This window comes from Epilithonimonas sp., assembly GCF_032055105.1.
GTDB lineage: Bacteria > Bacteroidota > Bacteroidia > Flavobacteriales > Weeksellaceae > Epilithonimonas.
Window position 1 is genome coordinate 257,971 of record NZ_DAMBRK010000001.1, and the last position, 23,113, is coordinate 281,083.

At 35.6% G+C, this 23,113-nt stretch carries 18 protein-coding genes; 7 read left to right on the plus strand and 11 right to left on the minus strand.

From position 1 onward, the window contains the following. Positions 1-180: 180 nt before the first annotated feature. The 5 genes from bglX to RTY06_RS01085 form a co-directional block, all read right to left on the minus strand. Positions 181-2,508: a beta-glucosidase BglX gene (bglX, locus tag RTY06_RS01065; RefSeq protein WP_312822165.1), complete on the minus strand. Its 2,328-nt coding sequence runs from the start codon at positions 2,506-2,508 to the stop codon at positions 181-183. Between the two features lie 260 nt (positions 2,509-2,768). Further along, positions 2,769-3,482: a prolyl oligopeptidase family serine peptidase gene (locus RTY06_RS01070; RefSeq protein WP_312822167.1), complete on the minus strand. Its 714-nt coding sequence runs from the start codon at positions 3,480-3,482 to the stop codon at positions 2,769-2,771. Between the two features lie 357 nt (positions 3,483-3,839). Beyond that, entirely contained in the window at positions 3,840-5,222 is a 1,383-nt protein-coding gene (locus tag RTY06_RS01075; protein ID WP_312822168.1) for a glucoamylase family protein, read from the minus strand. A 75-nt stretch (positions 5,223-5,297) separates the two neighbouring features. Next, entirely contained in the window at positions 5,298-6,719 is a 1,422-nt protein-coding gene (locus tag RTY06_RS01080) for a RagB/SusD family nutrient uptake outer membrane protein (RefSeq protein ID WP_312822169.1), read from the minus strand. A gap of 9 nt (positions 6,720-6,728) precedes the next feature. Then, positions 6,729-9,545 carry a SusC/RagA family TonB-linked outer membrane protein gene (locus RTY06_RS01085; RefSeq protein WP_312822170.1) on the minus strand — a complete coding sequence of 939 codons (2,817 nt, stop codon included), beginning with the start codon at positions 9,543-9,545 and terminating at the stop codon, positions 6,729-6,731. A gap of 392 nt (positions 9,546-9,937) precedes the next feature. On the opposite strand from RTY06_RS01085, the gene RTY06_RS01090 reads away from it, so the two are divergent. Next, the gene (locus RTY06_RS01090) at positions 9,938-10,243 is read left to right on the plus strand and encodes a DUF493 domain-containing protein (protein WP_312822172.1); all 306 of its coding nucleotides are present in this window, start codon (positions 9,938-9,940) and stop codon (positions 10,241-10,243) included. A 43-nt stretch (positions 10,244-10,286) separates the two neighbouring features. Further along, the gene (locus RTY06_RS01095) at positions 10,287-10,433 is read left to right on the plus strand and encodes a hypothetical protein (protein ID WP_168926404.1); all 147 of its coding nucleotides are present in this window, start codon (positions 10,287-10,289) and stop codon (positions 10,431-10,433) included. A gap of 73 nt (positions 10,434-10,506) precedes the next feature. Here the strand turns inward: RTY06_RS01095 and RTY06_RS01100 are convergent, their stop codons facing one another. Continuing rightward, positions 10,507-11,481 (minus strand): deoxyhypusine synthase family protein, encoded by a 975-nt coding sequence (locus RTY06_RS01100; RefSeq protein ID WP_312822267.1) that lies wholly within the window; start codon positions 11,479-11,481, stop codon positions 10,507-10,509. A gap of 312 nt (positions 11,482-11,793) precedes the next feature. Between RTY06_RS01100 and RTY06_RS01105 the strand changes: the two genes are divergently transcribed. The 3 genes from RTY06_RS01105 (at position 11,794) to RTY06_RS01115 (ending at position 15,601) form a co-directional block, all read left to right on the plus strand. After that, positions 11,794-13,722 carry an ATP-binding cassette domain-containing protein gene (locus tag RTY06_RS01105; protein ID WP_312822175.1) on the plus strand — a complete coding sequence of 643 codons (1,929 nt, stop codon included), beginning with the start codon at positions 11,794-11,796 and terminating at the stop codon, positions 13,720-13,722. Positions 13,723-13,839: 117 nt separating this feature from the next. Beyond that, entirely contained in the window at positions 13,840-14,916 is a 1,077-nt protein-coding gene (locus RTY06_RS01110; RefSeq protein WP_312822176.1) for a hypothetical protein, read from the plus strand. Between the two features lie 58 nt (positions 14,917-14,974). Next, positions 14,975-15,601, plus strand: a complete 627-nt coding sequence (locus RTY06_RS01115; RefSeq protein WP_312822177.1) for a PH domain-containing protein — start codon at positions 14,975-14,977, stop codon at positions 15,599-15,601. Between the two features lie 79 nt (positions 15,602-15,680). On the opposite strand, the gene RTY06_RS01120 is transcribed toward RTY06_RS01115, so the two are convergent. The 5 genes from RTY06_RS01120 to RTY06_RS01140 all read right to left on the minus strand — a co-directional run bounded on the left by RTY06_RS01120 (position 15,681) and on the right by RTY06_RS01140 (position 21,714). Continuing rightward, positions 15,681-16,361, minus strand: coding sequence for a M949_RS01915 family surface polysaccharide biosynthesis protein (locus RTY06_RS01120; RefSeq protein WP_312822178.1), 681 nt, complete (start codon positions 16,359-16,361; stop codon positions 15,681-15,683). Between the two features lie 40 nt (positions 16,362-16,401). Further along, complete coding sequence (locus RTY06_RS01125; protein ID WP_312822179.1) at positions 16,402-16,935, minus strand: hypothetical protein; 534 nt, start codon at positions 16,933-16,935, stop codon at positions 16,402-16,404. 107 nt (positions 16,936-17,042) lie between these two features. Continuing rightward, positions 17,043-19,121: a M3 family metallopeptidase gene (locus RTY06_RS01130; protein WP_312822268.1), complete on the minus strand. Its 2,079-nt coding sequence runs from the start codon at positions 19,119-19,121 to the stop codon at positions 17,043-17,045. A gap of 217 nt (positions 19,122-19,338) precedes the next feature. Next, positions 19,339-21,189, minus strand: coding sequence for a cation:proton antiporter (locus tag RTY06_RS01135; protein ID WP_312822180.1), 1,851 nt, complete (start codon positions 21,187-21,189; stop codon positions 19,339-19,341). Then, complete coding sequence (locus RTY06_RS01140; protein ID WP_312822182.1) at positions 21,190-21,714, minus strand: NAD(P)H-dependent oxidoreductase; 525 nt, start codon at positions 21,712-21,714, stop codon at positions 21,190-21,192. It abuts the gene before it with no gap. A 177-nt stretch (positions 21,715-21,891) separates the two neighbouring features. Between RTY06_RS01140 and RTY06_RS01145 the strand changes: the two genes are divergently transcribed. Further along, a complete protein-coding gene (locus tag RTY06_RS01145; protein ID WP_312822183.1) occupies positions 21,892-22,080 on the plus strand; it encodes a hypothetical protein in 189 nt (62 codons plus the stop codon). A 37-nt stretch (positions 22,081-22,117) separates the two neighbouring features. Next, positions 22,118-22,762, plus strand: coding sequence for a DUF6266 family protein (locus tag RTY06_RS01150; protein WP_312822184.1), 645 nt, complete (start codon positions 22,118-22,120; stop codon positions 22,760-22,762). Positions 22,763-23,113: the final 351 nt, after the last annotated feature.

A 23,113-nucleotide genomic window follows, 5' to 3' on the forward strand; every position in this document is an offset into this window, starting at 1 on the left:
ATAATTGTACATTTATTAGATTATTTCTTATAAATTGAAATACAGTTACACTTAAAACCTTTATAAAAATAGTCAAAAACACTTTAGAATTCTCCTACAACACTGACATTAATGGAAACAAAAAAGCCTTTCAGAATTAATTCCCGAAAGGCTTTTTTTATATTAATTTGGATTAATTTTTTATTTCGTCCAAGTAATTCTGGTAGTTTTCACGTCGTGAGAATTGGTTCCAATCATCACATCGAAATCTCCTGCTTCCCAATCAAATTTCAATTGACTGTTATAGAATTTCAAATCTTCTGGCGTGATTTTGAAGCTTACTTTTTTGCTTTCTCCAGCTTTCAGATAAACTTTTTGGAAACCTTTCAGCTCTTTAACAGGTCTTGTAATACTTCCTACCAAATCTCTGATATAAAGCTGAACAACTTCTGCGCCGTCATATTTACTGTTATTTGTCAAAGTTACCGAAGCTTCAATTGATGTGTCTCCAGCAGGTTTTGCATTGCTCACAGAAAGGTCAGAATAATTGAATTGAGAATAACTCAACCCATATCCAAACGGATAAAGCGGCGTGTTACACTCATCCAGATAATTGGAACGGAATTTCTCAAAAGTACATTTATCTGTATTTTCTACACTTAATGGGCGACCTGTATTCTTAGCATTATAATAAATCGGAACTTGACCTACGCTTCTTGGGAAAGTCATTGGCAATTTTGCAGATGGATTCACTTTTCCGTAAAGAACGTCGGAAATAGCATATCCAGCCATACTTCCTGGGAACCAAACATTCAGGATTCCGTCTGCTAATTCAGATTCTTCCGTTAAAACTAATGGACGACCAGCGAAAAGAACGATCACAATTGGTTTTCCGGTTTTCTTAAGCTCTCTCAACAATTCTTTTTGAGTTTCCGGAATGCCGATATCTGTTCTTGAGCTAGATTCTCCACTCATCTCTGCACTTTCTCCGATGGCTAAAAGAATGACATCTGCTTTACTTGCGATTTCAACGGCTTCTTTTCTGATTTGGTCTGCGGGACGGCTATCTCGACCCGTTGTTTTCCCGAACATGGCCGCTTTTTGTTCCATTGCTTCAGATTCGTAAACGTTACTACCTTTGGCGTAAACAAAATTTACATCTTTACCTACAGTTTCTTTAAGACCTCTCAACAATGAGATAGAATTAGCGTGCTTAGCTGCAACGCTCCAAGTTCCGGGCATATTCATCGCATTGTCTGCCAATGGACCAATCACAGCAACTGTTCCAGATTTTTTAAGCGGAAGAACTTGTTTATCATTTTTCATCAGAACCATAGAGTTTGCAGAAATAGTTCTTGCTGCCTCCAAATGTTTCGGGCTGAAAACTTCCTTCTGAGCTCTCCTAGAATCTGTATATTTGTAAGGATCATCAAACAGTCCAAGATCATATTTAGCTTCCAAGATTCTTCTTGCAGCCTCTGTAATTGTTTTTTCAGAAACTTTTCCTTCGGACACAGATTTTTTCAAGGTTTTAAGAAAACCTTCGCCAACCATATCCATATCAACACCTGCGTTCATTGCCAAAGCCGAAACTTGCTGCAAGTCTCCCATTCCGTGGTCAACCATTTCATTGATTCCAGTATAATCTGTCACCACAAAACCTTTGAATTTCCATTGGTCTCTAAGAACATCTGTCATCAACCATTTGTTTCCTGTTGCTGGAACACCATCCACTTCGTTGAAAGAAGCCATTACAGAACCAACTCCAGCATCAATAGCCGCTTTGTAAGGTGGAAAATAATTGTTAAACATCGATACGTGGCTCATATCAACCGTGTTGTAATCTCGTCCACCTTCCGGAGCGCCGTAAAGCGCGAAGTGTTTTAGACAAGCCAACATTGTATTATTTTTTGAAAGGTCAGTTCCTTGATAACCAAAGACCATTGCTTTTGCAATCTCACTTCCTAGATATGGATCTTCACCGGAACCTTCGGAAACCCTACCCCATCTTGGTTCTCTGGAAACGTCTGTCATTGGTGAAAAAGTCCAGTTGATCCCGTCTGCTGTAGATTCCTGAGCGGCAATCTGAGCGGATCTTTGGATTAAATTCATATCCCAAGAAGAAGCCAAACCTAATGGAATTGGAAAAGAAGTCTCGTAACCGTGAATCACATCCATCCCGAAAATCATTGGGATTCTCAAACGGCTTTTTTCTACCGCCACTTTCTGAACATCACGGATTTTATCAACGCCTTTGATGTTGAATAAACCTCCAACTAAACCTTGCTCAATCTTTTTACCAATATCAGAACTTTGAGCTGTTCCAGTCGTAAAATCTCCAGAAGAAGGTAAATTCAGCTGACCGATTTTCTCGTCCAAAGTCATTTTGGAAATAAGGTCGTCTATGAAAGCTTTTTTCTTAGACTGATATTTTTCAGTTTGATAAGACTGAACAGGTTTGGTCACCAATTCCTGTGCAAGAAAGTATGGCGAAAGTGCCAATGCAGCAAGGATTACAAACTTTTTCATATGTAGTATTTATTTTTTTTAATTGTCATATGGAATCGCCTATCATTTATACTTGATTGTTTTTCAAAATTTCTAAAGGCGAGTTCATTATATATTATTTAAATTTTTTTTTATTTTACTAATTGTACAACTTATGATAATAATCGGAGAAAATTTAACACAAAGTGCACAAAGATTTTTTTATCTTTTTGAAAATATTTTTAGGTTCACAAAGGCGCTATCGCTTATAAAAGCTAATTGTGATTTTCAATTTTTACTAATTATTGATATTTTTTTTTTTTGAAAGATAACATCCATTCGTACAACTTAGGGTCAGAATAGGTAGAATCCCAAGAGTTGTGATTGTCATTAGGGAAAATAGTGAGTTCAGCTTTAGGATTTATCGGATGAAGTTTTTGATAAAAATTAAAAGCATTCTCTGGCAGAACAACATCATCCATTCCTCCGTGGAAGATTTTGAGGTTCATATCCTTGTAGTTATGAATATTGGCGTACATCACTCGGTCCGTTGGCGCACAAACTGATACAACAGAAGCAAACATCTCGGGATGTTCACCAGCTAATTTCAAAGTTCCCCAGCCTCCCATTGATAAGCCTGTGAGATAGATTCTGTCTTTATCGATTTTATATTTTTCTGAAATTTCTTTGATGAGGAAATAAATCGCATCTGTATCCCACCAAGTATTTGCAGGACATTGAGGTGCTAAAATAGCAACGGGTTCTTTGATTAAATCTTTGTGTTGAAGAACGCCGTTAAGCTTTACTTTTTCCAAATCATTTCCTCTTTCACCGGAACCGTGAAGAAAAACAATCAAAGGCAATTTCGTTTTTGGGTTTTGTGGAATATCCAAAAGGTAAGATAGCTTTTTCTGAATTTTCACTTCTTTATTAAACTCGGATTTGATTTCCTGCGCGTTGGAAAATGTTGAAAATCCTAAAAGTAAAAGTGGAAGATATTTTAATTTTAAGGTCATAATAAGTAGATAAAAGAAAATAGAATAAAGATATAAGACTTACAATTGATCTGTTTTTTTTATTAAAAACAAATACATTAATCAATTTTTATTATTACTCGTTTTGTTACACATACTTTGTTATCGAAGATACAAAATGTTATTTCGTATGCCTAAGTTTATAATTATGCTGAAACCCATAGCCCCGATAGTAACGGCATCCTTTTTTGTTATTGCGCTGATTAGTTCCTAAAGATTGCTTCACGTTGTTCGCAATGACAAAAAAGATATAGTGGATAGCGGGATTAAGCTCCTAAAAAACATTTATTGAATCAAAATGAGACAATAAATATCCTGCCCTAAAGATAATACTTTTTACTAATCTATCTTGTGCTTTTCTGATTTGAATCCGATTTTTTTCAAACCGGCTCTGATATCAGGCGCATTCATAAACAAATCCCACAACAATCCTGAACGATAGTTCTCTATCATAGGAGCAATTGTTCCTTGGTCAATCGCCAAATATCGAGGCGTGAACCAGTCGTTGTAATTGATGGAAGTAGCGTCGTAAGGTCCGGCTTGTCCAATGAAATTTGGTTTCTCTTCGTATAAAAATCTAAGGAAAGCCATAGATTCTTTCGGTGTATAAGGCATCGAACTAAGAGCTGCGGTTGGGGTAATCACACCGTGATCATTTTGCGGAAAGTGGGCATTGTAACCAACTCCTCCATCTTTGTTGCGCGTGTAACTAGCTGTTAGCCCCCAATAGTTTTCACCGTAGCCTTTCCAACCTTTTGGATTCTCGACACAATATTTGTAATCTATAAGAACCTGATTTCTATTTAAATCAAAATAATTCTTGATATATTGGTCTGATAAATTTCTAGGATCCAAACCTAAGTAAGAATATTGCGTCCAAAATAATGGGCCTCCATATTCTTCGGCACCATTATGTTTTACATACATTGGAAGTCCATATTTTTCTTTGTCCGAAAGATAGGTTCCGTTGCGTGTCCAACCTTTGTTATAAGTATCATAATCTATAGAATAATTTGGAGAAGCAGCTGCCATTACATAGGTGATAAGACACTCGTTATAACCTTCCAAAGGGAAGTTCATTTCCCAACCGTAAGTTGGTGACCAATGCCAATAAAGCACTTTTTGACCGCCTTTTGTGTACCAGTTCCATTCTACTTCTTTCCAAAGTTTGTCCATCTTTGCAGCCAAAGCTTTTTCTTCTTCGTTCCCGTTTTTGAAATATTCGCGAACACAAATCATTCCTTGAACCAAGAAAGCGGTTTCAACCAAATCTCCACCGTTATCTTTTTTTCCAAATGGAACAACTTTACCCGTTTCGCCATTGATCCAATGCGGCCAAGCACCGTGAAAACGGTCTGCTTTTTCCAGAAAATCTGCAATATGTGTCAATCTCTTAACCGCTTCCTGGCGAGGAATAAATTTTCTATCGACGCCAACCAAAATAGTCATCAATCCAAATCCCGAACCTCCCGTTGTAATGACATGTTTATCATTGTCAGGATAGATATTGTCCTCATGATAACGTTCTCTTCCCAGGAATGAATTAGGTTCTGCAAAGTCCCAGAAATATTTGAGAGCATCGCTTTGAACTTTGTCCATTAATTGGTTGTCTGTCAATTCTGATTTTGGTTTTTCAGAAGTTTTATTTTCGGTCAATTGTTTGCTTTTGCAAGATGTGAGTAATGCGAAGGAAACAATTGAGAGTGATATTATCTTTTTCATAAGCCTCTCTGTCATTTAAAATTATAAAAAAGAGGAGAAACAAGTCTCCTCTTTATATCAAGATTTACAAAATTATTAATTGTATCCTGGGTTTTGAGTCAAAACACCTTTACTATCTGTAATTGCTTGTAAAGGAATTGGGAACAATTCGTTTTTACCAGTTTGGAATCCTTTTGGTCCTAAAAACTGTTCAGCTTGTCCAGTTCTAACAAGATCAGTAAATCTATCCATCTCCATAGCCAGTTCCACTCTTCTCTCTTGCCAAATAGCCAATCTCAAAGCAGACTGAGTTGATGCTGGTGTATCTCCTAAATCTGCTCTATGTCTTACTTTATTGATATTTATAATTGCTACACTTGTATTACCTAATTCATTAGCTGCTTCTGCATTAATCAATAGAATATCTGCAAATCTAAGAATTCTGATATTTTGGATTGATCCATAACCGCAAGTATTATTGTTTAATGATGTTGGAACATATACTTTTTGATTCCATGTATTACCAGCTTGAGGATCACCTTTTTTAATCAAATCACCTTCTAATGTAGTCTCTCCTTCTCTAAGAATAGTAAATTCTTTTCTGATATCTCCTGGCTCAAATGCATCTTCTAAAGCTTGAGTAGGTGTAAAAAAGCCCCAACCGAATTGATTTCGCACACCTTGTACTTCTGCATATTGGCTACCACCAAATTCTGCTGAACAACCACAATTAACTTCGAAAACAGATTCTGTTCCAAATTCTCCAGCTGGTCTAAACAAATGATTAAAATCTGGATCTAAGCTATATCCCATAGCAATAACCTGATTGGAAGTATCATAAGCTTTTTGATAATCTTTCATATAAAGATAAACTTTAGATAAAAGTCCAAGTGCTCCACCTTTTGTTACTCTTCCAAGGTCAGAAGCAGGATATGTTTGTGGTAAAATTTCTGCTGCTTCTGTCAAATCTTTAACGATAAAAGCATATACCTCTTCCGCTGTGTTTCTTGGTTGTATATAATTAGCTTGAAGTCCATCAAAAATTGGCACTCCTCCATAAACTCTAACTAAATTGAAATAAAAATAAGCTCTTAGCATTTTAGCTTCAGCAACCAATCTATTTCTAAGCGCCTCATTCATCTCAATTTTTGGCACGTTGGTAATTACCTGATTGGTTCTTTGGACTGCTTGCCATTGACCAGTCCAGTAACCATGAATTCCATCCGTACCAATTGTAAAGGAAAAATTATCATAATCGTTGATAAAAGACGCATCACTTGGATTAGAACCTTTCTCAACATCGTCGCCAGTTACACCTAATATAAATTGCGCTGGAAATCCAGAATTTTCCCAACTTCTTAAAAAGCTATAAATAGCATTAGTTGCACGCATTGCATCATCTTCTGTTTTGAAGAAATCGTCCGCAATAACTACACCTTCTGGTTTAATATCTACGAAATCATCGCTACAGCCTGCTAGTACGGAAAATATCGATAGTGTTAAAAATATTTTTTTCATGTTTTCTAATTAAAATGTTAAATTCATACCCATTGTATAAATTGCAGAAATTGGATAGATATTATTATCGATTCCCATCTGCACTCTATCCGTGTTCATAATCTCTGGAGAGAATCCATTATATTTGAAGCTTGTCCAAGGATTTTGAGCACTTAAATAAATTCTTAATTTCTTTACTGATAAAGATTCTGCAATTGCTTTTGACAAGCTATATCCTATTTGAATATTTCTAATTCTGAAATAACTTCCATCCTCTACATAAAAACTATTTGGTAAAATAACGGATTGGTTAGAGGTAATCATCGCATTGGTATTTGACGTTCCAGCACCTCTCCATCTATTATTATACATGTCAAGATCCCAGCTCTCATTTCCATAACGCTGTTCTCTATTGTAATTATAGATTTTATTTCCAAATACACCTTGAAAATCAACACCTATATCAATAGAATGGATATTCAAATTAAATCCAAAACCATAAGTCCCTTTTGGAATTGGACTTCCCAAGAAGGTTTTATCTCTAGAGTCAATAACACCATTTCCGTCCATATCAGTAAATTTAAACCATCCTGCTCTAGCATTACCACCATTTTGTCCAGAAGCAATTGCTTCTGCATCGGTTTGGAAAACACCTGCAACCTGATATCCATAGTATGAACCAACCGCCTGTCCTTCTTGTAGTCTTACAATAGAATTCCCAAACAAACTAGCTCCAGTTTCTAAGAATGACCCTCCATAAACATCGGTAATTTTATTATTAAGTGATGTGAAATTTCCATAAACACCAAGTTTTACATTCTCACTAATATCTGTATTATAATTAGCTGAAACTTCAAATCCTTTATTTCTGAAAGAGTATGCATTAGTCACAAAATCCCTTGGATTACTTGCCCCTGAAATCGTGCCTTGGAAAATACTGTACACAATATCTTTAGATTCTTTGTCATAATAAGTTCCTTCTACTTTCAATTTGTTATTAAGGAAAGCCATCTCTAACCCAACATCAGAACCAGTTGTTGTTTCCCAACCTATATTAGGATCAATTACTCTGTCAATTGTCCCCGCAGGATAACCAGTGCTTCCATAATATGCCCCACCATTTATAATACTCACTGTTTGTGTAAAGTCTCTACGAACATTAGGATTTCCAAGTTTTCCCCAGCTAGCTCTCAATTTCAATAAATTGAAAACATTTTGCTCGCTCATAAATCCTTCTTTTGAAATAACCCAACCTACACTAACTGCAGGAAATGTTTTATATCTATCCTGCGAAATTTGTGAAGTTGCATCTCTACGGATAGAAGCATTCAATAGGTACTTTCCTGCATAATCATAATTAATTCTTCCGAAGAAAGATTCTATTCTACGCTGATCTTGAGTTACATCTGGACCCGTTCTTGTATTTTGAAAATTAAGAATATTTGTACCATTCGAAATATCCAAAGAAGCATTAGTTCCATCATATACAACATTATTAGCTGACCAATAATCTTCTGATCTTGAATCTCTGACTCTCGTGAAACCAGCTAGTAGATCTAAATTATGATCACCAAAACTCTTTTTCCAATTTAATGTATTATCCCAAACATAATTTCTGTAACGATTAGTTCTTGTAACTAAAGTAGAAGCCTTTTGATCAGCTATAGGAACATAGGTGAAAGTTGGTGTATATTCATACTTTACAGGTGTATAATTATCCGAAGAGTAACTACTTCTGAAAGTAAAATCCTTTAAAAACTTAACCTCTGCCCAAACATTATTCAAAAGACGTTCTTGACGTGTCTGAGAACGATAAAGATCTAATTGAGCTCTTGGGTTTGCAACATTCACAAGTGTGATATATTGATAATCACCAGTTGCTGGGTTATTCACATTAAATACTGGGGGAGCATTTCTGGCATTTAACAATGGATTAGCAGAATCATCAGTACGCATTTTGGAAAATGCAAAATTATTCCCAATTGTAATATTGTCTGTTACTTTGTAGCTTAAGTTCAACTTTGTATTAAATCTGTTAAAACCACTTCCAGAATTGATTCCTTGTCCTGCAGCTAGATTACCTTCATCTTGAAGATAGCCTACACTACCGTAATAATTTAACTTACCTAAAGTTCCTGACGCAGAAAAATCGTTAGAGTTGATAACACTTGTTCTTAAAATTTCTTTAAACCAGTCAGTATTTCCTGGATATTGAGTTTTTGTTATAAATTGCGGATCTGCAATTCTATCATTAAGAAGCATTTCGTTATACAATTCAATATACTGATCGCCATTCACCATTTTGGGAACATTGGTAACAGTTTTAATTCCTAAATAAGAACTAAGAGTGAAAACAGGCTTCCCTTTTCCAGATTTTGTTTTGATAATTACAGCTCCATTTGCAGCTTTTGCACCAAAGATTGCTAAACTTGAAGGATCCTTCAAAACACTCATCGATTCTATATCTTGAGGATTAAGGAAAGAAATATCTTCCGTAATCATTCCATCAACGATGAAAACTGTATTTCCTGACAATGAACCAATACCTCTAATATCAACTCTTGGAGAGCCTCCAGGTGTACCAGAAGTTACCACATTAACCCCAGCAAGTTTTCCTTGTACAGAGTTCAGCGGATTCGCATTCGGTTTATCTGCAAGATCTTTTGCTGAGACAATACCAATACTTCCCGTAACATTCTCTTTTTTCTGAGAACCATATCCAATCACAACAACCTCCTCAATCTTATTTTCTTTAGTTGTAGTATCCTGTGTGGATTGGGCATGCAAATTGCCACCAAAATACAAAGCAGCAATCAACAATGGTAATTTCACATAATTTTTTCTCATAATATTCTTATGTATTATTTTCTTATTCTTCGAATATAAATATTTTCATTAACACAATGTTAATATTTAACATTATATTTTAAAAAGCTAAAAATCAACAAAATAACACCAAACCACTGCCATTTAGTGGTTAATTCTAACATAAATTGTTAAAATAAAATCACCATTTTTAAGCGCAATATTTACGATATTCATAAATTCTAAAAACTATTAACTCAAAATGAGTCATTATATTCATTCATTTTAAGACAATAATAAGTTGAAAACGTTAAATAAAATCAATATTGAACGCTGTCATTCTTTCAAACAGAAACAATCAATAACAAGAAAATAAATATCACTAACTTTGGCTTCCGTTTTTACGGATATTTTTTAATTTATACCAAAATAAGATGGCAGATATCATAGAAAACAAACATACCAATCCAGAAGATTTTTACAGATCACTTAAGGAAAAACTAGAAGAACAACATAACTTCCCTGAGGAATATCTTTTCAAATTCATCGTAACAAGTGATTCTGAAAAAATAACAGAAATACTGAGAGTTTTTGATAATTTGAAATACACCTTATCCAACAAAGAAAGTTCAACAGGAAAATATACTTCTGTTTCTATTGATTGTTTTGTGTTGGATGCAAACCAAGTTATTAGCATTTACAAAAAAGTAGCAGAAATAGAAGGCGTGATGATGCTCTAATTTTTTGGTTTGAAACTTGTATTTTAAAATCAAATTTAAGGTTATGAAAAAAGCATTTTTCAAAATACTGAACAAAATCAACGTTGCAGTTTTACCCAAGTATAGCAAAAGAGATTTCACCAAACTTAACAAATTTCAAAAAGCTATTTTTGGCTACAGATATATCGTCTTAATTAATTCTTTAGATTAATTATCAAATACTTAAAAATAAAAAAAAGCGTTCAAATCATTTTTGAACGCTTTTATATTATATATAAACTCAATTAAGAATTTTCTAAAACATAAGAGAACATCAATGGTGCACAGATTGTCGCATCACTTTCAACGATAAATTTCGGTGTTGTGATGTCCAATTTCCCCCAAGTGATTTTCTCATTCGGAACAGCTCCGGAATATGAACCGTAAGATGTTGTAGAATCAGAAATCTGGCAGAAATAAGACCAGAAAGGGATATCGTGCATTTCCATATCTTGATACAACATCGGAACAACACAGATTGGGAAATCTCCAGCAATTCCTCCACCAATCTGGAAGAAACCAACGCCTTTTCCACCTGAATTTTTCGTGTACCAATCAGCCAAATAAGCCATATATTCGATTCCTGATTTCATTGTAGAGAATTTCAATTCTCCTTTGATACAATATGAAGCAAAAATATTACCCATTGTAGAATCTTCCCATCCTGGAACAACGATTGGCAGGTTCTTTTCAGCCGCCGCAATCATCCAAGAATTTTCTCTTGGAATCTCGTAATACTGTTCAAGAACTCCAGACAAAATCATTTTGTACATATATTCGTGCGGGAAATATCTTTCACCTTTATCATCAGCATCTTTCCAAAGTTCGTAGATGTGTTTCTGTAATCTTCTGAAAGCCTCTTCTTCCGGAATACAAGTATCAGTAACTCTGTTCAATCCTCTTTCCAAAAGCGCCCATTCTTCTTGAGGCGTAAGGTCTCTGTAATGCGGAACTCTTTCGTAGTGAGAGTGTGCAACAAGATTCATTAGGTCTTCTTCAAGGTTCGCTCCGGTACAAGAGATGAAATCTACTTTATCCTGACGAATCATCTCAGCAAAGATTTTCCCAAGTTCAGCAGTTGACATAGCTCCAGCCAATGTTACCATCATTTTGCCGCCATCTTTCAGGTGTGCAACATAACCTTTGGAAGCATCTACCAACGCAGCCGCATTGAAGTGCAAATAATACTTTTCTATAAATTCCGAAATCGGCTTACTCATTTTATAAACATTTTTGCAAAGATAAGTTTTTGCTTCTTTAATGACAATAATTAACATTTCTTTGTCAAATTGAGGCTCTCAAAATCTTACATTAATATTTATTTGGGCAGCTTTATCCGCCTTCCGCTCCCAATCTTTTCACTCCACTGCGTTGCGTAAAAAGGATTTCCGCTCAAGTCGGGCTGCGAGAAACGTAGTATTTCAAAAGATGTTTAATCTTAATTCTCAGAGTCTTGCCTCTTTATTCTTTTCTCTTGATTCATCTTCAATTAAACCCTACTTTTGCAAATTGAAATTTAAACATAGACAATAATGATATCGGCACAAGGATTAGGATTACATCACGCAGGAAATTATCTTTTCCGAGACGTCAATTTTACCATCAAGAAAGATGATAAAATCGGCTTGGTTGGTAAGAATGGAGCAGGAAAATCTACGCTTCTAAAAATCCTTTCCAAAGAAATCAACTTTTACGAAGGCACCGTTGTATCAGAGGGCGCAATCACGATTGGTTTTCTAAAGCAGGACTTAGATTTTGTAAAAGGAAGAACTGTTTGGGATGAAACGATGCAGGCTTATGAGCAAATTAATGCGATGAAAAATGAGCTTGAGGAAGTTAATCATCAATTAGCTACCAGAACCGATTACGAAAGTGATGCTTATTCCGATTTAATTGTCAGAATGACGGAACTGAATGACCTTTTGATGAACCACGATGCTTACAATTTGGAAGGTGATGTAGAGAAAGTATTGTTTGGTTTAGGTTTCAAAGCCGATGATTTTCAAAAGATAACCGATGAGTTTTCCGGAGGTTGGAGAATGAGAATCGAGTTAGCAAAACTGCTTCTTCAGAAAAACGATTTGATGCTTCTGGATGAGCCGACCAACCACTTGGATATGGAATCTATCATTTGGCTGGAAGATTTCTTGAAAGATTATCCCGGTTCAATCGTTTTGGTAAGTCACGACAAGCAGTTTATGACTTCTATCTGCAACAGAACTTTTGATGTTAACAATAAAAAAATTGAGGATTACAAAGCCAACTATTCCAAATATCTGGAACTGAGAAAAGAACGTCGCGAAAAACTAGCTCAAGCTAAGAAAAATCAAGATGCGGAAATCAAACAGATGGAAGACAACATCAACAAGTTCCGTGCAAGTGCGACTAAAGCTTCTTTTGCACAGTCACTAATCAAAAAACTGGAGAAAATCGAGAGAATCGAAATCGATAATGAAGATGTATCCAAATTCAATATTCGTTTTCAACCGTCTGTGACGCCTGGAAAAGTAATTTTCGAAGCTAAAAACTTAGGTAAAGCTTATGGCAACAAACAGATTTTCGACAACGTAGATTTCATTGTGGAAAGAGGTGCTAGAATCTCGCTTTTAGGACAAAACGGACAAGGCAAAACCACTTTAGCAAAAATTCTTGCAGGTGATATCAAAGATTATTCAGGAGAATGGAATCTTGGTCATAACGTGAGCATCGGTTATTTTGCTCAGAATCAGGAAGAAGTTTTGACGCCTGATAAAACCGTTCTTCAGGAAGCGGAAGATTCAGCAACAGAAGAAACCAGACCGAGAGTTCGTGACCTTTTAGGTTCTTTCCTGTTCCAAGGTGAAGATGTGACAAAGAAGACAAAAGTTCTTTCCGGAGGTGAGAGAAACCGTCTGGCACTTTGTAAATTGTTGCTTCGTCCGTTCAACACGTTGATTATGGATGAGCCTACGAACCACTTGGATATTCAGTCTAAGGAGATTATCAAGTTAGCACTTCAGAAATATGAAGGAACATTAATCGTCATTTCTCACGACCGTGAATTCCTGCAAGGTTTGTCAGACAAAATCTTCGAATTCCGTGATGGAAAGATGAAAGAATTTCTTGGAAACATTGATGAATACCTAGAATACAGACAAAAAGAAAGCATCCGAGAAATCTCCGCAGAAAGGTCAAAACTTCATAAAGAAGAAGCCGAAGCTCCAAAAGCTCAAGAATCAAAACCTGCAACTGAGAATCAATCAAACATAATTGTCAGCAAAGAGCAGAAAAACATCCAAAACAAACTGAAAAAAGTTGAGGAAAAAATCTCCGAATTAGAATTAAAAATCGAAGAATTTGAAGCTTCTTTTGCTAAAGAAAATCCTTCTGAACAAGTTTTGGAAACTTATAATAAAACAAAAGAAGAACTAGATTTGACTTTGCAAGAATGGGAATATCTTGGAAGTCAGTTGGAAGGTTAAGATTTCAACTTTAAAATAAAACATCAACTGCATTGGATATTCTGATGCAGTTTTTTGTTTGCTGACAATTGAGTTTGTTTTTGTATTTTCACTTGACTTAAAAATTAATAAAACTAAATGTTATCCAGAATCCTAATTTTAATGTTAATCCTATTTGTCTCAAGAGTTAATTGCCAAAATTCTGAGTACAAAATTGAGTTAAAATTAAATGACATTCAAAATAAAAAATTGAGTTTAGATGAGGAAAATCTTTATTTGTATAATTTAAAATCATTGAATCAATCTACTGATTCTATTTATTTTAGAATAATTACCAATAAACAGATTATTGATTTAAGCAAAACAAATAACGGAGAATTTTCAGGTTTTATACTAAACAGAATTACTCAATATAATTATCAAAAAAAAGATAAAAATGAACTTAAAAATAAAGTTGAGTTCTTCCAATCTATTCCAATAGAATCCTCAAAAGTAAAAGAGCTTATCAATAAATTATTAGCTTCAAAGCAAAAAGATTTTCCTACAGATTCATTAATTCAAAATTGGAACAATAATTTTCTACATTGCAATACGATAATCTTTCAAACAAAAGTAAATAACAAAATTAATAGGCAAAAATATGATTGCATTTGGGGACAAGATACAGTAAACCCTATTGTTTCGATTATAATTCAAAATGATAAATCTATTACAGATGAGTTAAATTTAAATCTTTTGTATTCTTCATTTACAGATAATCTTCCAAAAGGAAATTCGTATTCTAATGACGGATATAGAATGATGTACTTATTTACTAAGAAAGAGAATGATGCTTGGTCGAAATCAAAACCTATCAGAGATTATCTTTCATCTAAGAAAGACACAATCGATAATCGTTTGAAATTAAAATTGAATCAAATTAATATTAAAAACGAAAAATTTACTTGTTTCCAAAATTACAATTTAGAATTCTCAAAAAAAGGGAAATTGAAAAAATTAAAAGTTGCAAAATTCGATAAACCAACCTTAGTAAATTTTTCAGATTTAAAAGAGTATTTTGAGGAAAAGAAAGAAATCAGAAAATGTAAAAAAGTAATAAGAAAAATTTTCAGAAATAATGATTGGACTTTTCTTAATCTCAAATACTCGATAAACAGATCTTTGGATTTTGACTTAAATGGAAATCCAAAAATATATGATAATACAATCTATTGAAAAAATGGCGCTTAATAATTTTTCGTAATTTCACATTAGAAAAATTTAAAATTCAAAAATGATAAACGATATAAAGAAATTTCTGAACGAAGACCAAGACCCAAAAGCAGTAGAAAAAATCAGTGAAAAAGTCAACGATTTATTAACCAACGGAGAAACTGTCGAGTATATCGCCGTACAAAACAAACCAGCCATCAATATTTCCCCAGACTCTATTGTTCTTACGAATAAAAGAATCCTGTTTTTCCGCTCGAAGTCCTTTGGATTGGTGACGGATTTCAATGACTATCTTTGGAAAGATGTTGCTGAGAGTCATATCAGTGAGGCTATTTTGGGTTCCACTTTTACAATGACTGCTATCACCGGTTTCATAGAAACAATAGATTACATTCCTAAATCTCAAGCCAGAAAGCTTTACCAATACGCTCAAGGCAAAGAGGAAGAAATGATTGAATACCGCCGACAAAAAGAGCTGGAAGAGAAAAGAGCCACAGCTGGAGGAATTACTGTCAATACACAAAATGAAAAACCTGAAGAACCACAAAAACCACAAGAGGTAAAACCAGAAGTACCAGCCGAAGACCCAATGGAAACGCTGATGAAACTAAAAGCTTTTCTGGACAATGATTTAATTTCTTTAGAAGATTACGAAACCAAGAAGAAAGAAATATTACAAAGGATGTAAAACCTTACTATAAACACAAAGCAAAATGTCAATCGGTGTTTTGCTTTTTTGTTTAAATTAACTGTATTAAAATCAATTATTAATTGACATTTTCATCCCAGATTTTAATCGCAAAGTTTTTAAAAACATCTGGAGCAGAATTAAAACTTTTATCAAATTTATATTCGCCACCGAGATAATCATCAGCTCCAACCTGTACTTTGTTTTCGCCTCGCATAGCGTATTTTTTATTGCCTTCGTACATTATCAGTTTAAGAGTTACCGGACTTACATCGCCGTGACAACCGGTTTTGTACATTATCCAAACTTCCGGAACATCATTTTTATTCAGGTCAGTCACTTTCGGAAATTGATTATAAAATTCTGCTTCGATATCAACCGGACAATCTTTTACAAAGTCATAAAGTTTCCAGACTTGCAACAGTTTTCCTTTATTCAAATTAAAATGACAAGCGAACAATTCGGAATCTGCACTGTCATCAAACTCGTGTTTATCGGCATTTCTAAAAATTCCTGTTGCTGATAATATGACAAAGTTTTCGCCTGATTCATCATTCCAGCTGACAGCATTTTTAAAGTTCCCTTTATACTCAATAGATTTTGGAATCTTAGCCGAATCAATCTGAACTGCAACCAACGAATCTTTTGAATTGACTTCCTTCTTATCAATCACTTCATTAGTCTGATTTTCTTCTTTGGAGTTGCAATTGAAAATCAAATTCAGTAAGAGGAAGCTTAATAAAAGGTTGAGGTTTTTCATTAGTTTTTAAATTATTCGCAAAACTAAGTTAATTAAATTTTTAATTTGAAATTGGTGGAGGTGGTGGCGGAATAGAATAAAATTTACTTTTAAATTCAAGAACTTTGTTAGTTTTCTTGAGTTTTAAATTTCTTTTCACATCCACAATCCAATTTGCTAAAGAATCCAATTCTTGTGGAGAATGATGGCTCCGAACAAAAATAGTTTTTTCAAAATCATTCTTTTTAAAATAAAGTTTATATTGTCCTCCATCTTCATAACGTTCAAAATAAACTGTATCGAGTTTCTTAAAATCAATCTTACTTAAAAATGCATTTAATTCCTCTTTTTGTTTTCTTGTCAGAATTGCAATGTAATTAGTTTTGCTTTTAGGATAAGGAATATCATTATTACTATCATTAGGAGACCAATTTTCACGAAGATAAATAGAATCATTTTGGGTAAATTTTATAGAAAAATCCGTTTCAAACGTATTTCCATAAGAAAACTCAAATTCATCGTAATTATTTTTATTACAACTTATAACAAATGTAAAAGCCAATATAATTAATGAAATCTTCGATTTTACTTTCATCTTATTTAATTCTCAAAAATTAAAATTAATCAAAAAAATATTTCAAAGTCAAAAACAAAAAAACGCTTCCAAATTAGGAAACGTTTCTTATCATTTTTATTTAAATCTTATTTGATGAAACCTCTGCTTCTGAGAAGTGGTTTGATATCAGCTTTGTGACCTGTAAATTCTTCAAAAGCTTTGTTCAAATCTACACTGTTACCAACTGATAAGATATATTTTCTAAATCTGTCGCCATTTTCTCTCTTGATTCCGCCATTCGCTTTTATCCATTCCCAAGCATCGGAATCCAAAGTCTCGGACCAAAGATAAGCGTAATAACCTGCAGAATATCCACCGCCCCAAATGTGCGCAAAATAAGGCGTATGATATCTTGGTGGAACTTGAGGAACTAATAATCCGTATTTAGACAAAGCCTGTTCTTCAAAATCCAAAACAGGAATCAATTGGCTGTCAGAAGTTACTGTATGCCAATTCATATCCAAAGTCGCTGCTGCTACCAATTCTGTTGTCGCGTAACCTTGGTTAAAGTTTGACGCCTTTTTGATTTTATCAATCAAAGTTTGTGGCATTGGTTGCTTAGTCTGATAATGTAATGCATAATTTTTCAGAATCTCTGGCTCCAATGCAAAATGCTCATTGATTTGAGATGGGAATTCCACAAAGTCTCTCGGTGTGTTAGCTCCAGAAATTGATGCATATTTTTGATTAGCAAATAAACCGTGCAAAGTATGACCAAACTCGTGAAACATTGTTTCTACATCATCATAAGAAACCAAAGAAGGTTTTCCTGCAGCCGGTTTTTGGAAATTATACACATTCACAATAACCGGTTTTTGACCTAATAAGTGAGATTGAGGAACAAAATTATTCATCCAAGCACCACCACTTTTATTGCTTCTTGTATAGAAATCAAGGTAATATAATGCTAAAGATTTTCCGTCTCTATCGAAAACTTCGTAAGCGACAACATCCGGATGATAGACAGGAAGGTCTTTTCTTTCTTTGAAAGTGATTCCGTAAAATTGCTCAGCTGCGTAGAAAACACCTTTTTCCAGAACAGTGGTTACTTCGAAATAAGGTTTGATTTCGTTTTCATCAAGGTCATATTTTGCTTTTCTAACCTGCTCTGAATAGAAATTCCAGTCCCAAGGTTCTACTTGGAAACCGCCTTTTTGCGAATCAATCAACTCCTGAATTTCTTTTGCTTCACGATTTGCTGTTTCAACAGCAGGTTTTGCTAATTGCGCCAAAAGCCCCATTGCAGCTTCCGGTGTTTTTGCCATTTGGTCTTGCAAGCTCCATTCGGCAAAGTTTTTCTTCCCGAACAACTGCGCTTTTTGTAATCTTAGTTTTGCTAATTTCTCAACCGTTTCGCGGGTATCATTTTCGTCTCCTTTTTCAGCTCTTGTCCAAGAAGCCTTGAAGAGTTTTTCTCTCGTTGCTCTGTTTTTAAGATTCTGTAAAAGCGGTTGTTGCGTAGTGTTCTGCAATACCAAAAGATATTTCCCTTTTTGCCCCGCTTGTTCCGCATCGGTTGCAGCAGCAGCAATTTCGTCTGCAGAAAGACCATCTAATTCTTTGACATCAGAAATCAGAACTGCGCCTTTTTTTCTTGCTTCCAACAACTTGTTGCTAAACCGTGTACCCAAAGTTGCCAATTGCTGATTGATTTCCTTCAGCTTTTCTTTGTTTTCAGCTGAAAGATTAGCGCCTGCCAATTCGAAATTGGTAATATAAAACTCTGTTAATCTTTTGCTTTCCGCATCTAACTTGTCTGTTTTAACCGCTTTCAATCTTTTGTAAAGCTTGTCATTCAAATTGATTTTATCTGAATGAGAAGCAAAGATTGGCGCGTATTCTTCTTCTAATTTCTGAAGATTATCATTGGTATTAGAACTTGTCAAGTTGTAGAAAAGAATAGTTGCTCTACCTAATGTTTCGCCACTGTTTTCCAAAGCTAAAACGGTGTTCTCAAACGTAGGAGACGCTTTATCATTAATAATTTTATTAATGTTGGCTAATTGTTCTTTCAAACCAAACTCGAAAGCAGGTTTGAAGTGCTCGTCTTTTATTTTATCGAATTCCGGAGCTTGATATTGCAACGGACTTTTTTTAAGAAATGGATTGTCTTTCATAGCTTTTTCTGTGGCAACAGAAGCTTTTTTCTGCTGCGCATTGATCATCAAATTTCCTGCGTTAAATGCAATGAATGTTACTAATAAACTAGTTCTTATTTTCTTCATAGAATAGAAATTATTTCGGGGAATAAATGTAATGAAAACTAGGAAAATATACGTTCTTTATTTCCAGAATTTTGAAACTCTTCGAGAGCCTAAGAGTGACAAGGTGGTGACTCTTCGAGAACCTCAGAGTGACAAACTAAGAAAACTTAAGCAAGCATTATTTGTCATCGTCGTCTTCCCCACTCCAATGGTTTTCTTCGAAGGAAATGCTGTCGAGCGCCAATAATTCTGCTTCGCGTTCCAGAGACTCGCGAAGTGTAAAGGTAAACATCTCTTTGTCTTTTTCCTTAGCTAAACGTCTGGTCATAGCTTTATCAATCAACATAAAACGTTTTCCCATTCGGCGGGCAGTATATTTCCGCATTCCGCTTTCATGTAGGATATCTACTGCCATATCCACAGCTGTGCCAAGAGTTTCTCGGTAGATGTTGCTGACGTTTTTGTTGAGGAAATCGTAAGCATCTAAACGGTTCTTGGCTCTTACAAAAATCTTGACATCGGGGTAGTTTTCTTTGACATAATCTACGAGAAACTTATTTTTCTCTGGGTCATCCAAACAAAGCACTAAAAGTTCTGCATCTTCTATCCCTGCAGACCTCAACAGCGCTGGTTTGGTTGCATCTCCGTAATAAACATTGAAGCCGTTTGACCTCAGCAATGCTACTCTATCCGGATCATTATCCAAAACCGTTGAGTGGATCCCGTTGGCTTTCAAAAGACGCCCCACGGTACTACCAAAGAATCCGAAACCTACAATAAGAACTTTACGCTGTTTTATGATTCCCAGTTCTATGTTTTCTTCGGTTTTCTGCTTGATGAACCGTTGATCGAGAACTTTCTCCTTGAAAATCAAAAGTAATGGCGAAATACACATTGTAATGGCTACAATAGCCATAAGCTCTGAGTTGGCCTGATAATCTATCAAATATAAACTTGCAGCAAAATTAACCAAAACGAAAGCAAACTCACCAACCTGGGAGAGGGCAAAAGCTAAAAAGAAGCTCTGCTCGTTATTCATTTTATAGTATTTACCGATAAGGAACAGAACGACTGCCTTAATGAACAACACAATGAAGGCTGCAGAAAATATAAACAGAGGTTTAGAAGCAATGATGTCAAAGTTAATAGTGGCGCCCACGCTTACAAAAAAGACTGCTAAAAGAAGCCCTTTGAAAGGGTCTATATCACTTTCCAGCTCGTGCCGAAACTCGCTATTGGCCAACATTACACCAGCTATGAACGCTCCCAGAGCGGGACTAAGGCCTACAGAAATCATCAGTTCTGAGACGCCAATCACCAGGAATAATGAGGCGGCTGTGAGCAATTCATTAAGGCCAGATTTAGACACAAACCTGAGGAATGGGATGAAGAGATAACGCCCCAAAAGGATGAGCACCAGAACGCCTAATATCACGGTGAAGGGCTGGAGCCAATCCGGGAGGTACTGGAGCAGAATTTTCTCGTGGCCTGCTTGTTCCAAGGCTCTTTTGGACTTGGATAAAAAAGGTAATAAGGCCAAAATAGGAATAACGGCGATATCCTGAAAGAGTAAAATAGAAAAGGAAGATTCTCCGCTGACTGTCCGGAAAAGATTTTTCTCCTTAAGAGTCTGCAAAACAATTGCCGTGGATGACATTGCAAAACAAAGGGAAATGATAAATGACTTTTTGAAGCCAAATCCGGCAATATAAAACACGATAAAAATCCCAATAATACTGAGCAACATCTGGCTGACCCCAAGCCCTAAGATTCTTTTTCTGATTTGCCATAGCTTATGAGGCTCCAGCTCTAACCCTACTAAAAAGAGCATCATAACTACTCCTAATTCTGAAGCATGCATAATGTCTTCTACTTCTCTACCTGTGAGCTGTAAACAAAAAGGGCCAATCAAAATGCCACCAAGGATGTAACCTATTACCGAACTAAGACCCAGTTTTTTTCCTAACGGAACCATAATAATGGCCGCACCAAGGAAGATCAGGATTGTCATTGCAATGGATCCTTGCATCTATTTTATTTTTAAGGTTTCTGTCAATTCTTGGGAAAGCAGATTGAGTTCTGTTTCATTAAGGTTATCGGCATTGTAAATGATGTGTATTTTTTTGAGATTGATATTGTTGACATGCAAAGACACTTTGAGCCCAGAAAGCAGTTCTTCTACTCCTGTTCCGTATTTTCCTTCTTGTGTATAGTTACTTTCTCGTCCGCCAACGCTTGTGATTATGAGTGCATCTTTTCCGGAAAGAATGTTGATACCGCTCTCTGAAATCCAACGCATATCAAAGACCTCATCTATCCATAACTTGAGCAGGGGCGGCAAGCCAAACCAAATGATTGGGAAATGGAAAATAATCCTGTCGTACTCTACTATCCGCTTTCTCTCGCGGAATGGCTGAATATGGAAATCTGGGTAATCCTGATACAAATCGCGAAATGTAATGTTATCTAAATCATCATAACACTCTAGCAATCTAACATTGGTGGTAGAGTGCTCGAAGTATGGATGGGCAAATAGAACGAGTGTATTTTTCAAATGGTTTGTAAAGGATTTTTGTAAAGTTACGATTTTTTTTGGAGGTAGATGTATAGATTCTAGATAGGTTTAGGACATCCGGTGGACGGACGGTGGACGGAGAGTGGACGATGAACGGACGGTGCACAGACGGTGAATGGACGGTGAAAGTAGCATTCTGGACGGTGAAAATGATATTTGGACGATGAATGGACGGTGAAAATGATGTTTTGGACGGTGAATGGGCGAATAGATGATCGGGTGATTGGGGAGGTTTTTGAGGGGTTAGTTTTTGAGGTTGTGTGCTTTTTTGGGGAAAAGACTGGAAAAGACTGGAAAAAGTTGGAAAATAATGGAAAGAACGAAAAATGGTTTAAAAAAGTATAGATCTTTACGATATGTTTAACCAAAAAAACCTCAAATTATGGGAAAAGTAACAGACTCTGTATTAGGTGGTACCAAAGGGCGTACCGGAAGAATTGTAATTGCCAACGTGAATGGTACAGAAATCAGTAAAACGCGACCGCGACTTACTGATAAGCCATCTACAAGTAAGCAAACGCTTGTAAAAAGCAGGATGACTATTGCATCAGAATTTGTGTCTGGTTATAAGAGTTTTGCTCTAAAACACTTTGGACAACGCACAGGACTGAGCTCTAGGTACAACAAAGCCACAAGCAATGTGATGAAGGCTTATAAGCTGAATTATGCAGCCAACAGCTTAGATCGTGAAAATTCGGAGATTTTGTTTTCTAAAGGTGATTTGGAAGGTCTTTATCTGAACGATTTGACAGCGCCAGCTGCGTTGAGCTTTGAGCTGACTTGGGATGATAATACGGATGATGAAGATGCGTTTGGCACGGATCAAGTTTATGTGCTGTACTGCGCAGAGGATGAACACCGCCCAAGGCTGGTACGGAATATTGCTACGCGTGCGGATGGCTCTGCCAACGTAAGCGTGATGCGCCGCTACCGAGGGAAAACACTGGATGTATGGGTGTGCGCTTTGGATGCTAATAAGGAGCGGGTGTCTTTGTCTGAGTATGCCGGGACGGTAACGGTATCTTAGTTTTTGCTAGATACAAGTTTTGATGGTTAGTAATGCAATGTCTTTCGGGATGTTGCATTTTTTTTGAGGTTTGTAAGTATAAAAAATCTTTTACCCCGACCCTAAAGGGGAAGATTTTTTTTGAAGCTTGTTGGTTTTATACACAAGGGCACGAAAGGTTTTGTGGGATTCTATTGTTTTAAGGCACTAAGTGATTGACTTTGTCTGATTTTATCTTGGGTGGTAATGATGGAAAAAATCTTTTGCCCCGACCCTAAAGGAGGAGATTTTTTTTGAAGTTTGTTGGTTTTATACAGAAGGGCACGAAAGGTTTTGTGGGATTCTATTGTTTTAAGGCACTAAGTGATTGAC

Excerpts from the sequence above, each read along its gene's own strand:
- bglX (WP_312822165.1), bottom strand. The coding sequence starts at position 2,508 with ATGAAAAAGTTTGTAATCCTTGCTGCATTGGCACTTTCGCCATACTTT.
- RTY06_RS01100 (WP_312822267.1), bottom strand. The coding sequence starts at position 11,481 with ATGAGTAAGCCGATTTCGGAATTTATAGAAAAGTATTATTTGCACTTC.
- RTY06_RS01115 (WP_312822177.1), top strand. The coding sequence starts at position 14,975 with ATGATAAACGATATAAAGAAATTTCTGAACGAAGACCAAGACCCAAAA.
- RTY06_RS01150 (WP_312822184.1), top strand. The coding sequence starts at position 22,118 with ATGGGAAAAGTAACAGACTCTGTATTAGGTGGTACCAAAGGGCGTACC.
- RTY06_RS01095 (WP_168926404.1), top strand. The coding sequence starts at position 10,287 with ATGAAAAAAGCATTTTTCAAAATACTGAACAAAATCAACGTTGCAGTT.
- RTY06_RS01125 (WP_312822179.1), bottom strand. The coding sequence starts at position 16,935 with ATGAAAGTAAAATCGAAGATTTCATTAATTATATTGGCTTTTACATTT.
- RTY06_RS01120 (WP_312822178.1), bottom strand. The coding sequence starts at position 16,361 with ATGAAAAACCTCAACCTTTTATTAAGCTTCCTCTTACTGAATTTGATT.
- RTY06_RS01130 (WP_312822268.1), bottom strand. The coding sequence starts at position 19,121 with ATGATCAATGCGCAGCAGAAAAAAGCTTCTGTTGCCACAGAAAAAGCT.
- RTY06_RS01075 (WP_312822168.1), bottom strand. The coding sequence starts at position 5,222 with ATGAAAAAGATAATATCACTCTCAATTGTTTCCTTCGCATTACTCACA.
- RTY06_RS01085 (WP_312822170.1), bottom strand. The coding sequence starts at position 9,545 with ATGAGAAAAAATTATGTGAAATTACCATTGTTGATTGCTGCTTTGTAT.
- RTY06_RS01070 (WP_312822167.1), bottom strand. The coding sequence starts at position 3,482 with ATGACCTTAAAATTAAAATATCTTCCACTTTTACTTTTAGGATTTTCA.
- RTY06_RS01105 (WP_312822175.1), top strand. The coding sequence starts at position 11,794 with ATGATATCGGCACAAGGATTAGGATTACATCACGCAGGAAATTATCTT.
- RTY06_RS01110 (WP_312822176.1), top strand. The coding sequence starts at position 13,840 with ATGTTATCCAGAATCCTAATTTTAATGTTAATCCTATTTGTCTCAAGA.
- RTY06_RS01135 (WP_312822180.1), bottom strand. The coding sequence starts at position 21,189 with ATGCAAGGATCCATTGCAATGACAATCCTGATCTTCCTTGGTGCGGCC.
- RTY06_RS01090 (WP_312822172.1), top strand. The coding sequence starts at position 9,938 with ATGGCAGATATCATAGAAAACAAACATACCAATCCAGAAGATTTTTAC.
- RTY06_RS01080 (WP_312822169.1), bottom strand. The coding sequence starts at position 6,719 with ATGAAAAAAATATTTTTAACACTATCGATATTTTCCGTACTAGCAGGC.